The organism is Saccharopolyspora sp. NPDC045839, assembly GCF_056431645.1.
The window spans coordinates 143,505-156,385 of the sequence record NZ_JBWKKH010000006.1 but is presented as its reverse complement, the minus strand read 5'-3'; the positions used below and the strand labels follow the sequence as shown (position 1 = coordinate 156,385).

General features: G+C 69.5%; 12 protein-coding genes. 7 read left to right on the top strand and 5 right to left on the bottom strand.

Going from position 1 to position 12,881, the window contains the following annotated elements; all coding sequences use genetic code 11:
• Positions 1-42: 42 nt before the first annotated feature.
• A complete protein-coding gene (gene sdhA, locus AC07EQ_RS11200; protein WP_478387870.1) occupies positions 43-1,833 on the top strand; it encodes a succinate dehydrogenase flavoprotein subunit in 1,791 nt (596 codons plus the stop codon).
• The gene (locus AC07EQ_RS11195) at positions 1,833-2,618 is read left to right on the top strand and encodes a succinate dehydrogenase iron-sulfur subunit (RefSeq protein WP_452617021.1); all 786 of its coding nucleotides are present in this window, start codon (positions 1,833-1,835) and stop codon (positions 2,616-2,618) included. Before sdhA ends, AC07EQ_RS11195 begins: the two co-directional genes overlap by 1 nt.
• 164 nt (positions 2,619-2,782) lie before the next feature.
• On the opposite strand, the gene AC07EQ_RS11190 is transcribed toward AC07EQ_RS11195, so the two are convergent.
• Positions 2,783-3,010: an SCO4848 family membrane protein gene (locus AC07EQ_RS11190; protein ID WP_132493613.1), complete on the bottom strand. Its 228-nt coding sequence runs from the start codon at positions 3,008-3,010 to the stop codon at positions 2,783-2,785.
• A 92-nt stretch (positions 3,011-3,102) separates the two neighbouring features.
• Here AC07EQ_RS11190 and AC07EQ_RS11185 point away from each other — a divergent pair, with 92 nt between their 5' ends.
• The 3 genes from AC07EQ_RS11185 to AC07EQ_RS11175 all read left to right on the top strand — a co-directional run bounded on the left by AC07EQ_RS11185 (position 3,103) and on the right by AC07EQ_RS11175 (position 6,533).
• Positions 3,103-4,383 (top strand): D-alanyl-D-alanine carboxypeptidase family protein, encoded by a 1,281-nt coding sequence (locus AC07EQ_RS11185; RefSeq protein ID WP_478387869.1) that lies wholly within the window; start codon positions 3,103-3,105, stop codon positions 4,381-4,383.
• A 78-nt stretch (positions 4,384-4,461) separates the two neighbouring features.
• The gene (locus AC07EQ_RS11180; RefSeq protein WP_478387868.1) at positions 4,462-5,934 is read left to right on the top strand and encodes an FAD-dependent monooxygenase; all 1,473 of its coding nucleotides are present in this window, start codon (positions 4,462-4,464) and stop codon (positions 5,932-5,934) included.
• The gene (locus tag AC07EQ_RS11175; protein ID WP_478387867.1) at positions 5,931-6,533 is read left to right on the top strand and encodes a TetR/AcrR family transcriptional regulator; all 603 of its coding nucleotides are present in this window, start codon (positions 5,931-5,933) and stop codon (positions 6,531-6,533) included. The genes AC07EQ_RS11180 and AC07EQ_RS11175 overlap by 4 nt, the downstream gene beginning before the upstream one ends.
• A gap of 166 nt (positions 6,534-6,699) precedes the next feature.
• Here the strand turns inward: AC07EQ_RS11175 and AC07EQ_RS11170 are convergent, their stop codons facing one another.
• Complete coding sequence (locus tag AC07EQ_RS11170; protein ID WP_478387866.1) at positions 6,700-7,653, bottom strand: helix-turn-helix transcriptional regulator; 954 nt, start codon at positions 7,651-7,653, stop codon at positions 6,700-6,702.
• A 91-nt stretch (positions 7,654-7,744) separates the two neighbouring features.
• Between AC07EQ_RS11170 and AC07EQ_RS11165 the strand changes: the two genes are divergently transcribed.
• On the top strand, positions 7,745-8,470 hold the full coding sequence (locus tag AC07EQ_RS11165) for an alpha/beta fold hydrolase (RefSeq protein ID WP_478387865.1): 726 nt from the start codon (positions 7,745-7,747) through the stop codon (positions 8,468-8,470).
• 237 nt (positions 8,471-8,707) lie between these two features.
• Positions 8,708-9,991, top strand: a complete 1,284-nt coding sequence (locus AC07EQ_RS11160) for an IS110 family RNA-guided transposase (RefSeq protein WP_478387864.1) — start codon at positions 8,708-8,710, stop codon at positions 9,989-9,991.
• 435 nt (positions 9,992-10,426) lie between these two features.
• Here AC07EQ_RS11160 and yhjD read toward each other — a convergent pair whose 3' ends face one another.
• The 3 genes from yhjD to AC07EQ_RS11145 all read right to left on the bottom strand — a co-directional run bounded on the left by yhjD (position 10,427) and on the right by AC07EQ_RS11145 (position 12,877).
• Complete coding sequence (gene yhjD / locus AC07EQ_RS11155; RefSeq protein ID WP_478387863.1) at positions 10,427-11,491, bottom strand: inner membrane protein YhjD; 1,065 nt, start codon at positions 11,489-11,491, stop codon at positions 10,427-10,429.
• 62 nt (positions 11,492-11,553) lie between these two features.
• Positions 11,554-12,597, bottom strand: coding sequence for a tryptophan--tRNA ligase (trpS, locus tag AC07EQ_RS11150; protein WP_478387862.1), 1,044 nt, complete (start codon positions 12,595-12,597; stop codon positions 11,554-11,556).
• 61 nt (positions 12,598-12,658) lie between these two features.
• Positions 12,659-12,877, bottom strand: a complete 219-nt coding sequence (locus tag AC07EQ_RS11145) for a hypothetical protein (RefSeq protein ID WP_478387861.1) — start codon at positions 12,875-12,877, stop codon at positions 12,659-12,661.
• Positions 12,878-12,881: the final 4 nt, after the last annotated feature.

Genomic DNA, 12,881 nt, shown 5'->3' with positions numbered 1-12,881 from the left:
ACGCCCCACCCGCGGGTCCCGCCACAGCCCGAGGAGGCGACCATGCAATTCCACAAGTACGACGTGGTCATCGTCGGCGCCGGCGGCGCCGGCATGCGCGCCGCGATCGAATCCGGCCAGCGCGCCCGCACCGCTGTGCTGACCAAGCTCTACCCCACCCGTTCGCACACCGGCGCCGCCCAGGGCGGCATGTGCGCGGCGTTGGCCAACGTCGAAGAGGACAACTGGGAGTGGCACACCTTCGACACCATCAAGGGCGGTGACTACCTGGTCGACCAGGACGCCGCCGAGATCATGGCGAAGGAAGCCATCGACGCGGTCCTCGACCTCGAGAAGATGGGGCTGCCGTTCAACCGGACCCCAGAGGGCAAGATCGACCAGCGCCGGTTCGGCGGTCACACCCGCGACCACGGCAAGGCCCCGGTCCGCCGCGCCTGCTACGCCGCGGACCGCACCGGCCACATGATCCTGCAGACGCTGTACCAGAACTGCGTCAAGCACGGCGTGGAGTTCTACAACGAGTTCTACGTCCTGGACATCATGCTCAGCGACGGCCCGGACGGCCAGCAGGTCTGCTCCGGCGCGATCGCCTACGAGCTGGCGACCGGCGAGATCCACGTCTTCCAGGCCAAGTCCGTCATCTTCGCCACCGGCGGCTTCGGCAAGGTCTTCAAGACCACGTCGAACGCGCACACCCTCACCGGCGACGGCATGGGCATCATCTACCGCAAGGGCCTGCCGCTGGAGGACATGGAGTTCTACCAGTTCCACCCGACCGGCCTGGCCGGTCTGGGCATCCTGATCACCGAGGGCGTCCGCGGCGAGGGCGGCATCCTGCGCAACGCCGACGGCGAGCGGTTCATGGAGCGCTACGCCCCGACGATCAAGGACCTGGCGCCGCGCGACATCGTCGCCCGGTCGATGGCCCTGGAGGTGCTGGAAGGCCGCGGCGCGGGCCCGAACAAGGACTACGTGCTGCTGGACGTGACGCACCTCGGCGAGGAGCTCCTCGAGGCGAAGCTGCCGGACATCATGGAGTTCTCCCGCACTTACCTGGGTGTGGAGCCCACCAAGGAGCCGGTGCCGGTCTACCCGACCGCGCACTACGCGATGGGCGGCATCCCGACCAACATCGTCGGCGAGGTGCTGCGGGACAACGAGACCGTCATCCCCGGCCTGTACGCCGCCGGCGAGTGCGCGTGCGTCTCGGTGCACGGCTCGAACCGGCTGGGCACCAACTCGCTGCTGGACATCAACGTGTTCGGCCGCCGGTCGGGCATCGCCGCGGCCGAGTACGCGCTCGGCCACGACCACGTCGAGATCCCGGCGGAACCGACCAAGCTCGTGGAGGGCATGGTCGACCACCTGCGCACCGCGCACGGCGGCGAGCGGGTCGCCACGATCCGCACCGAGCTGCAGCAGACGATGGACGCCAACGCCTCGGTGTACCGCACCGAGGAGACCCTGAAGACGGCGCTGTCGGACGTGCAGGCGCTCAAGGAGCGCTACGGCCGGATCTCCGTGCACGACAAGGGCAAGCGGTACAACTCCGACCTGCTGGAGGCCATCGAGCTGGGCTTCCTGCTCGACCTGGCCGAGGCGCTGGTCAACGCCGCGCTGGCCCGCAAGGAGTCCCGCGGCGGCCACGCTCGCGAGGACTACACCGCCCGGGACGACGTCAACTTCATGCGGCACAGCATGCAGTACAAGGTCCTGCCCGAGGAGGAGGACCCGAACGCGCCGCTCGGGTTGACCGGATTCCAGGCCGACATCCGCCTGGACTACAAGCCCGTCGTCGTCACCCGGTACCAGCCGATGGAGCGTAAGTACTGATGACCGCCGCTACCACGAAAAACGACACGACCGATCTTCCGGACGACGCACCGCCGATCCCGGACGGCGCGACGATGGTCACCGTCAAGATCCTCCGGTACAACCCGGAGGTCGACGAGGACCTGCACTGGGAGTCCTACCGGATCCCGGCGCTCCCGTCGGACCGCGTGCTGAACCTGCTGCACTACATCAAGTGGTACGTCGACGGCACGCTGACCTTCCGCCGGTCCTGCGCGCACGGCGTGTGCGGGTCCGACGCGATGCGGATCAACGGCGTCAACCGGCTGGCCTGCAAGGTGCTGATGAAGGACCTGCTGGTCAAGGGCGGCGAGACCACGCTGACCATCGAGCCGATCAAGGGCCTGCCGGTCGAGAAGGACCTGCTGGTCGACATGGAGCCGTTCTTCGAGGCGTACCGGGCGGTCAAGCCGTACCTGATGACCACCGGCAACGAGCCGACCCGGGAGCGCATCCAGTCGGTCGCCGAGCGGGCCCGGTTCGACGACACCACCAAGTGCATCCTGTGCGCGGCGTGCACCACGTCGTGCCCGGTGTACTGGTCGGACGGCAACTACTTCGGCCCGGCGGCGATCGTCAACGCGCACCGGTTCATCTTCGACAGCCGCGACGAGGGTGCCGAGGAGCGACTGGACATCCTCAACGACGTCGACGGGGTGTGGCGCTGCCGCACGACCTTCAACTGCACGGACGCCTGCCCGCGAGGCATCCAGGTCACGAAGGCGATCCAGGAGGTCAAGCGGGCGCTGATGTTCCGCCGTCGCTGACCCCCGGCAACACCAACGGCGCCCGCCTCCCCGGAGGCGGGCGCCGTTCTGGTTTCACGATTTTAGGCAAAACGGAAACCCGAATCGTCGGCCCGGGCGGCACTTCGCGCCGGGTCTACCTTCCAATTTTGCCTAAAATTGGGCGCTCTTGTGTCCGGGGCCGGTCAGCGGCGGGTGGCTCGGAAGGCCCGCCAGCCGAGGACTCCGATGATCGTGCCCAGGACCAGGGAGACGATCGCGATCACGAAGTGGACGATCAGGTAGGACGTCGGCGAGCCGCCTTCCCAGGAGCGGTCGCTGTTCCAGATGTTGCGCATGAAGTTCGGCCACAGCAGGTACGACCAGACGCCGAAGGCCAGCAGGAACAGCGCAACGCGGCGGGAAATTGTCACGGCCCCCAGTATCCGCTGTAACGTGCCTCACCCACCTGCCCGGGTGGCGGTCGACATCCCGCCGCGCACCGGGATTGGTTAGCCTGCTGCGTGTGCCTCTGAGTGCCTGCGGTCCGCGCCGCATGAAGTCCGTGCTCCGCGTGGCCGTTTGCACCATCGCGGCCGCGCTCGTGCTGGGGACCGGCGGCACCGCCGCGGCCCAGCCGCCGGCCGCGTGCCCCAACATCGCCCCACCGCCCCCGGTGGACACCTCCGAGGTGCCCGCGCCGGGCATGCCGGTGCCCGAACCGGTACCGGTGCCGGAGACCCCCGTCGGCGGCGACCGCCTGGCGGAGTGCGGCGTGGTCATCGCGCAGGGGTTGCCGGAGCCGCCCGCCGAGGTCACCGCCGCCAGCTGGGTGCTGGCCGACCTGGACAGCGGCGCCGTGCTGGCGGCGAGGGACCCGCACGCCCGGCACCGGCCGGCGTCCACGATCAAGGTGCTCACCGCGCTCACCGCGATCCACGCGCTGCGGCTGGACGACACGATCGTCGTCACCCAGGAGGACGCCGACCAGGAGGGCAGCCGGGTCGGGCTGAGCCCGGGCGTCACCTACACGGTGCAGCAGGTGCTGACCGGGCTGATCATGCGGTCCGGCAACGACGCCGCGCACGCGCTCGCCATGAAGATGGGCGGCGTGGAGGTCACGCTCGACAAGATCAACGCGCTGGCCCGCGAGCTCGGCGCGCTGGACACCCGGGTCGCGACGCCATCCGGCTTGGACGGCCCGGGCATGAGCACCTCGGCCTACGACCTGGCCGTCATCTTCCGCGCGGCGATGAGCGAGCCGGCGTTCGCGTCGATCGCCGCGATCCACAACACGCAGCTGCCGGGCAAGCCCGGCGGCCCGCCGCTGGAGGTCTGGTCCGACAACCAGGTGCTGCTGAATTACCCGGGCGGCATCGGCGGCAAGACGGGGTTCACCGACGATGCGCGGCACACGTTCATCGGGGCCGCCGAGCGCGACGGGCGCCGGCTGGTGGCGGTGCTGATGCGCGGCGAGAACCAGCCGATCCGGCAGTCCCAGCAGACCATGCACCTGCTGGACTACGGGTTCGGGCTCAGCGACGACGACCCGGTGGGCCGGCTGGTGACGACGTCACCCGAACCGCCCTATGTGGACGCAGCCGGTGCCACCGCCGCGCAAGCGCAGGGGGATTCGCCGGTGAACGGCCAGCCGCAGGAGTCGTCGATGTTCGGCACGGTCGGCGGGCCGTTGACGCTGATCGTGATCCTGGCCGCCGCGGCGATCGGCGTCCTGGCGCTCCGCCGGCGTCGCGCGCGGCTCGCCGCCGCCGCGCGCCGCAAGCACAACGGCAACGACCACCCCTGAAAGAAAACGCTTCCGGCGCGGCGCCGGGTGTGCTCCAATTAGTTAACGGTCCCGGTTCGTTAATTAATTGGAGCGGCCATGGAGACGACATCCGTCCTGGTGGTGGGCGCCGGGCCGGCCGGCCTGGCGATGGCCTGCGGGCTTCGGCAGCACGGCATCACGGTGCGCGTGATCGACCAAGCGGCAGGGCCGGCGAGCACCTCGCGGGCGAACATCCTGCACGCCCGCGGAGTCGAGGTGCTGAACCGGCTGGGAGCTCTCGGAGACCTGCCGGACCGCGCGCTGCACGCCGTCCGGATGACCCTCCACGTCGGGGAGAAGCCGCTGGCCGAGGTCAGTTTCGGCCAGATCGAGGGCAACCAGCTCTCGGCCCTGCTGGTGTCCCAGGCCGAGGTGGAGGCCGTCCTGCGGGAGCGGCTCGCCGAGCTCGGCGGCACCGTCGAATGGGGCCGGGAGCTGACCGACCTCGACCAGCGGCCCGACGGCGTCACCGCGAAGCTGCGAGATGGCGGCCTGAGCGCCGACTACGTGGTGGGTTGCGACGGTGCGCACAGCACGGTCCGAAAGCTCAGCGGCATCGGTTTTCCCGGCGTCCCGCTGGTCGACCAGTGGCTGCTGGCCGACGTCCGCGCCGACTGGGCCCTGGACCGCACCGGTTCATCCGGGTGGTTCCACCGGGACGGCTTGTTCTTCGCGATGCCGATGCGCAACGGCGCGGACGACGCGTGGCGGCTGATGGCCGATGTCCGCCCAGGAACGGACTCCGACGACGTCCTCGACCGGTTGCAGAAGCTGCTGCCCGAGCGCACCGGCCGGACCGACGTGCAGATCCGCGACGTGACTTGGACGTCGACCTTCCGCATCCACCGCCGCCTCGCCGACCGCTACCGCGACGGGCGCGTGCTGCTCGTCGGCGACGCCGCGCACATCCACAGCCCGTTCGGCGGCCAGGGCATGAACACCGGCATCGGCGACGCCGAGAACCTGGCCTGGAAGCTCGCGCTGGTCGCGGAAGGCCGTGCCGATTCGGCGCTGCTGGACACCTACCAGGCCGAACGTCGGCCGCTGGCCGAAGACGTGCTGCGCAGCACCACGGCGAACACCAAGCTCATGCTGGCCGACGGCGCGGTCGCCCGGTTCGCCCGCGACCGGCTCATCACCCCGTTGGCGAACCTCGCCGTGGTGCAACGGCGGGCGACCTGGCTCGCCTCGCAGCTCTGGGTCAGCTACCGCAAAGGCCCGCTCGGTGCGCGGCGAGGCCCCCGGCCGCGGCCCGGTGACCGCGTGCCCGACCTGGCGTGCCGGGGCGACCGCGGCCCGACCCGGCTGCACTCCGAGCTCGGGGGGAAGTGGGCACTGCTCGCTCCCCCGGGGACGAGCCCGGAAGTCCTTGCGCCGCTGGGAGAACATGTCGTACGCCTCGCACCGGACCGGCCGCAACGGGACGTCTGGTTGATCCGGCCCGACGCGCATCTCGCGTGGCGCGGGACGGAATTGCGCTCCCTCGCGCGATGGCTCGACAACGCGCTCGGCAATGGAAGGACGACATGACCAACCGTCGCGGACGACCGCGCGATCCCGCAGCGGACAAGGCGATCCTGCAGGCCGCGCTGGACCTGTTCATCGAGGGCGGTGTCGAAGGCACCAGCATCGAGCAGATCGCCAAGCGGGCCGGGGTCGGCAAGCTCACCGTGTACCGGCGCTGGGGCTCCAAGGAAGCGGTGATCGCCGCCGCGATCGAGTCCGCCCGCGACGAGATCCCCGAGACGATGCCGGCGGAATTCGCCGACCTGCCGGTCGCCACGCTGGTCGAGCAGGCGCTGCCCGGGCTCGCCGAGGCGGTCGCCGACCCCCGGCTGCGCGCGATGGTCGCCCGCGTCTTCGGTTCCAGCGTCAGCCACCCGGCGCTGATGGCGACCTACTGGGAGAACTACGTCGTGCCGCGGCGGCGCATCACCCGCGCGTTGCTGGAACGCGCGCAGGCCGATGGGGTGCTCGACGCCGCCGCGGACCCGGATGTGCTGATCGACATGATGGTCGGCGCCGTGCTGTTCCGCCTCATCCAGCCGGAACCGCTGGATGCCACCGGAGCCCGCGAGTACCTGGAGTCGGTCTACCGCCGGGCCGGGCTGCTCGACGCTCCGAAGTAGATCGCTGTCGTGAGCACTTTGGATCGCTATAGAGCCTGTTTCCACTTGCTCTGCGTGGCGGTGCGGGTGGCGGAACCTCAGGGGCCTTCTCGCTGTGGGATCCCCGACATCATGAATGCCCGTTACCACACCTCACACCACGACATCCAAAAGCGGCCCAAAGTGCTCACGAGCCCCGTTCCGCGTCCGCGGTGAGCCGAACGGCCAGCTCGCGCACCGCAGAGCGCAGTTCGTCCGGGCGGCGGATGACGAACGGCCAGCCCAGCCCGGCGAGCAGCTGCGCCATGCCGTCCAGGTGCTCCACGCGCGTCGCCAGCAGCACGCCGCCGGAGGTTTCCGAGAGAGTGCCCACGGAAGGCGGAATCCGGGCCCGGGCCCGCTCCGGCGTGGTCTTCAGCAGCACCTCGACCTCGTGCGCGTACGGGACGCCCGCCAGCGACGTCGTGACCTGCCGCACCGGGTCGGCGTCGGGCGGCATCTCGAAGGTTTCGGCGCGCAGCTCGGCCGACCGGATCCGGTCGACCCGGAAGGTGCGGATCTCGCCGCGGCCGTGGTCGTACCCGGTCACGTACCAGCGGCCGGAGTGGAAGACCAGCCCGTGCGGGTCGAGCTCGCGCTCGCTGGCCACGCCCTTCCAGGACACGTAGCTCAGCCGCACCCGGCGACGATGCCGCGCCGCTTCGGCCAGGGTCAGCACCGCCGCGGTCGCCGGAGCCGCGCCTTCCCGCGTTCCCATCGTGAAGCCGAGCGTCTCCTGCAACGACTGGACGCGGTCGCGCAGCGCGGGCGGGAGGACGCGTTGCACCTTGGCCAGCGCCGTCTCCGCGGCCGGACCGGGTAGACCGAGGCGACGCCCGGTCAGCAGGCCGAGCACGACGGCGGTGGCCTCGTCGTCGGTGAGCATCAGCGGCGGCAGCTTGTACCCGGGCATCAGCCGGTATCCGCCGTAGCGGCCACGCTCGGCCACCACCGGGATGCCCAGCTCCACGAGCCGCTCGGCGTACCGGCGAACGGTGCGCTGGTCCACGCCCAAGCGCTCGGCCAGCGCAGGTCCGCCGACCCGCTGGTTCGCCTGCAGCAGCTCCAGCATCGCCAGCAATCGGCTCGTCGGATATGACACGCGTCTCCCGGAGAATTAATCAGGGTGGGTTCTGACCGGTATCGAGCCTAATGTCCAACGCATCGAATCCCACGAGGAAAGGAGCGCCGCGATGGCGACGATCGTGCTGGTTCCCGGCTTCTGGCTCGGCGCATGGGCTTGGGAGGACGTGACGCGGGAGCTGCGGGAGCTGGGCCACGACGTCCACGCGGTGACGCTGCCCGGGCTCGCCGACCGCGCCGCCGAAGCCGGTCCCGAAGTCGGCGTCGAGGCCCACATCTCGGACCTGGTCGGGCTCATCGAGGACAACGATCTCCGGGACGTCGTGCTGGTCGGGCACAGCGGCGGGAACGTGTCCGTCACCGGCGCCACCGACCGCGTTCCGGACCGGGTCGCGCGCGTCGTCTACGTCGACGCCGGGCCGATGCCGAGCGGCATGGCCGTACTCGATTCCAACCCGCCGGAGGTCCAGGAGGAGTGGCGCAAGGCGGTCGAGGCCGAAGGCGACGGCTGGCGCCTCCCGCTGCCCGAGTTCGGTGCGGAGGACCTGGCCGGGCTGTCCGACGAGCAGCTGGCCCGCATGCGAGCCATGAGCACGCCGCAGCCGTTCGCCACCGTGACGCAGCCGCTGCAGCGGCCGGACGCCGCGCCGGACGTGCCGATCTCGGTGATCGCGTCCACGTTCACCCCGGAGGAGGTCAAGTCCCTCGTCGACGCCGGAATCCCGATGTTCGCGCTGTTGGCCGGGGCCGACTTGCACCACCTGCCGACCGGGCACTGGCCGATGTTCTCGCGCCCCGCCGACCTCGCGGCAATGCTGTCGGACATCGCCGACTGACGTCCCGCAATTTCCATTGAGTCTTCGGTGTCGTTGTCGACGTGCCTGCTGGGGTGAAAATCGGGGTGGTCGCCGGTTGACGTCGAACCACCTTGGTGCGGTTGAGGCCGTCATTGAGTCTGACGCTGGGAGCTGGGTGTAGGGGCGCTGCATTGTTGCTTCGAGCACGCGAGCCCGGTTCTGATCTTGCCCTGCTGGCTTCCCCGGTGGCCGCGTATCGAGTGGCCGGATGGCGAGGTGATCGCGGTGGATGAGACGGGTGAGTCGGCTGAGCTGGTCGAGCGGGTGGCCGCGCTGGATGTCGGGAAGGCGGAGGTGACGGCGTGTGTCCGGGCACCACACCCGGACAAGCCGGGTCGGCGCTGTCAGGAGGTCCGGGAGTATTTGACGCTGACCCCGGCACTGCTGGAGTTGGCTGACTGGCTGCGGTGTGAACGGGTCAGCCTGGTGTCGATGGAAGCGACCAGCGATTACTGGAAGCCGATCTACTACCTGCTGGAGGCCGAGGGGTTCGAGTGCTGGTTGCTCAACGCCAAGCACGTGAAGAACGTGCCGGGCCGGCCGAAGACGGACAGGCTGGACGCGGTGTGGCTGGCCAAGGTCACCGAGCGGGGTATGTGTGCGCCCAGTCTGGTGCATCCCAAGCCGATCCGGCAGTTACGGGACCTGACCCGGTATCGGCGGTCGTTGATCCGGGATCGCACCCGGGAGAAGCAGCGGTTGGAGAAGCTGCTGGAGGACGCCCAGATCAAACTGTCCGGCGTGATCACCGACATTTTCGGGGTCTCGGGCCGCGCCATGCTCGATGCGATGATCGCCGGTCAACGCGACCCGCGGATGCTGGCGCAGATGGCACGGGCCAGTATGCGGTCCAAGATCGAGGTGCTCACCGAGGCGTTGACCGGGCATTTCGAGGATCACCATGCGTTCCTGGCCCGGAAGATGCTGGACCGGGTGGATGCGCTCAGCGCCGATATCCAGGTTGTCACCGCGCGGATCGAGGTCGTGATCGCCCCTTTCGCGCACCAGGTGACCCAGCTCGATGAGATCACCGGGGTCGGGCTGATCGCCGCCCAAGAACTGATCGCCGAAATCGGGATGGACATGGCTCGGTTCCCGACCGCCGGGCATCTGGTGTCCTGGGCGAAATTCGCCCCGATCGACAGGAAGTCGGCGGGCAAGGGCAAGGCCGGGGCCACGGGCAAAGGCAACCCCTGGCTGGCCGGCACGCTCGGCGAGATCGTGGCCTCGGTGACCCGCACCGACACCTTCCTCGGTGAACGCTACCGGCGACTGGCCAAACGACGCGGCAAACACCGAGCGATCGTGGCCGTGGGCAACTCGCTACTCACGATCATGTGGCATCTGCTGTCCGATCCCGAGGCTCGCTACCAGGACCTGGGAGCGGGCTTCTACCAATCCAAGATCAACCAGAATCGGCGTGAACACGACCTCATCCGCCAACTCGAACGCCTCACCGGCAAGAAAGTCACCCTGCAACCCCAACCCGCCGCTGCCTGACCACACCCCACCCGGACGAACCCGGCTCCACCGCGCTGCGCCGGGTGCTACCGCGCGCCCACTCACCTTCAGATTTTCGAGCCAGGTTTTTCCAACCTCGTTGTGCGTGGCGGTGCGGGTAGCGGCCCCCCTGCGGGAGTTACAGCGCCCGCCTGGACTGTGGGTGCCCCTCCTGATGTATGGCCAATACACGGCGGAGGGGCCGTCCTCGCCAGGCGAACGCTGAGAACCCGCGGCGGTGCAAGCGTCGTAGGTGGGCTATGCGCCTACGGCGCATGCGACACCCCACCGAAGTACGGCTTTGCGACCCGCGACTGCGGACCGACCAGGATGAAAAACGCTCATTGAAACCGGATCCCCAGTTTCAATTGAAACTGGGGATCATCGGCGTGTCGCACCCCGACACGCCGATGCCTGTGGACAACTTCCGCAATTTCAATGGAAATCGGACCTCTGATTTCCATTGAAATTGCGGGTCAGCGGCTTGCGGCGCCAGGCCCAGCCGGCGACGGCTCCGAGACCCACCAGGCCCGCCGTGGCTCGCACGCCCACCCGCTGCCGCACCTGTACGACCGGGCGGATGATCGCCGGGCCCGGCGGCTGCGGCGGCGCCACCTCCAGGTTCTCCCGGGCCGATGCCGTCCACGCCGTCACGAACAGGATGAACCGCGAGGTCAGGTTCGCGAACACCAGCAAACCGAGGATCGGGCCGAACGCCACGCCCGCCGGCGAGCTGGTGACGCTGTTCAGGTAGACCACGCCGACCTGCTTGAGGATCTCGAACCCGACGGCCGCGAACAGCGCACCCCACACCGCACTGCGCAGCGTGACCGCCTTTCGCGGCAGCCGCGCCAGCACCCACAGGAACACCAGCCAGGTCGCCAGCAGCGACAGCACGATCGACAGAGCTCGCAGCGCGAACACCGCGGCCGGGCTGTCCTCGATCCCGACCAGCTCGAACAGCCACCGCCCGACCCCGCCCCCGAGGGCACTGATGCCCAGCGAGACGGCCAGCGCCGCGCCGAGCCCGATCAGCGATCCCAGATCGGCCGCCATCCGCCGGACCATCGACTGCTTGATGGGCTCCTGCGTCCACTGCGCGGTCAGCGCCTCCCGCAGGTTCGTCATCCAGCCGAGCCCCGAGTACAGCGCGGCGAGCAGGCCGATCACGCCGACGGTGCCGGCCTGGCTGATCGCCTGCTCGACGACGCGGTTGAGCATGTCGCTCATCGCCGGGCTGGGCACCGCCGTGGTGATCGACGTCTGCAGCCTGCCCAGCAGCTCCGGGTTCCCGCTCAGCACGAAACCGGCCGCCGCGAAGGCGATCATCAGCAGCGGCACCATCGCCAGCACGCTGAAGTAGGTGATCGCGGCGGCGTAGTAGTCGCCGTACTGGCTCTGGTAGCGCTCGAAAGCGCGGATGAGCCGGTCCAGCCACTCGTGGCGTCGGCGCAGCAGCGCCAGTCGTCCCGGCTTCGCTTCCTGCTCCTGACCGGCCACGGTGCGCCTCCCGCCGCAACGGCATCCCCCGAACGGTGGCAGGCTACCCGTGGATGATCAGTTCAGCCCATCGGCGGAAGGAAGCCCACCCGATCGAACACCGTCCGCAGCGTCTCCGCGGACACCGCCCGCGCCCGCTCGGCGCCCCGGTGCAGGACCTTGTCCAGCTCGGTCGGGTCGTCGAGGTACTCGCGGACCCGCTCCTGGAACGGGGTGACGAACTCGACCACGACCTCGCCGAGTTCCTTCTTCAGGTCGCCGTAGCCCTTGCCCTCGTAGGCGGCCTCCAGGTCGGCGATGCTGCGGCCGGTGAGCGCCGAGTAGATCACCAGCAGGTTGCTGATGCCCGGCTTGTTCTCGACGTCGTAGCGGATCTCCCGCTCCAGGTCGGTGACCGCGGAGCGGATCTTCTTCGCCGAGCGCTTCGGCGACTCCAGCAGCTCGACGACCCCGGCGGGCACCGACTTGCTCATCTTCGAGGTCGGGTCCTGCAGGTCGTAGATCTTCGCGGTGTCCTTCGGGATGTGCGCGGCCGGCACCGTGAAGGTCTTGCCGTAGCGGGAGTTGAACCGCTGCGCCAGGTTGCGGGTGAGCTCCAGGTGCTGGCGCTGGTCCTCGCCGACCGGGACCGCGTCGGCCTGGTAGAGCAGGATGTCCGCGGCCTGCAGCACCGGGTAGGTGAACAGCCCGACGCTGACGTGGTCGGCTTCCTGGCGGGCGGACTTGTCCTTGAACTGCGTCATCCGGCCGGCCTCGCCGAATCCGGCCAGGCATTCCAGGACCCAGCTGAGCTGGGCGTGCTCGGGGACGTGGCTCTGCACGAACAGCGTCGACCGCTCGGGGTCGATGCCGATGGCGAGCAGTTGCGCGGCGGACAGCCGGGTGCGCTGGCGCAGCAGCTCCGGGTCCTGCGCGACGGTGATGGCGTGCAGGTCGACGACGCAGTAGAAGGCGTCGTGGTCGTCCTGCATGGTGACCCATTCCCGCAGGGCACCCAGGTAGTTGCCGAGGTGGAACGAGTCGGCGGTGGGCTGGATGCCGGACAGCACGCGCGGCCGCGCCGCGGGCTGGTCGCCGGTCTGGGTTGCGGGGCTGTCGCTGCTCACGTGGTGATTCTCGCAAGCCCCGCGAAGTTTGTGGGAGCGACCTCTCCGGTTCGCCGGCGGGTCAGCTCTTGCGCTGGTTCTCCGGTTGGATCTTCTTCTTCCGGAACATGCCCGCGACCATGCCGACCACGCCGAGCCCGATCGCGGTGAGGCCGACCGGGGCGCTCAGCGAATCCAGGGGGCCGGCCGCTTGAGCGGCCGACTCGGCGGCAGCGGCGCCGGCGGTCGCCAGGAGCGCGGCGGCGGCCGCGGCACCAAGCACGGAGGCTCGCGTTGCCACGCGA

Excerpts from the sequence above, each read along its gene's own strand:
- AC07EQ_RS11165 (WP_478387865.1), top strand. The coding sequence starts at position 7,745 with ATGGCGACGATCGTGCTGGTTCCCGGCTTCTGGCTCGGCGCATGGGCT.
- sdhA (WP_478387870.1), top strand. The coding sequence starts at position 43 with ATGCAATTCCACAAGTACGACGTGGTCATCGTCGGCGCCGGCGGCGCC.
- AC07EQ_RS11175 (WP_478387867.1), top strand. The coding sequence starts at position 5,931 with ATGACCAACCGTCGCGGACGACCGCGCGATCCCGCAGCGGACAAGGCG.
- AC07EQ_RS11195 (WP_452617021.1), top strand. The coding sequence starts at position 1,833 with ATGACCGCCGCTACCACGAAAAACGACACGACCGATCTTCCGGACGAC.
- AC07EQ_RS11180 (WP_478387868.1), top strand. The coding sequence starts at position 4,462 with ATGGAGACGACATCCGTCCTGGTGGTGGGCGCCGGGCCGGCCGGCCTG.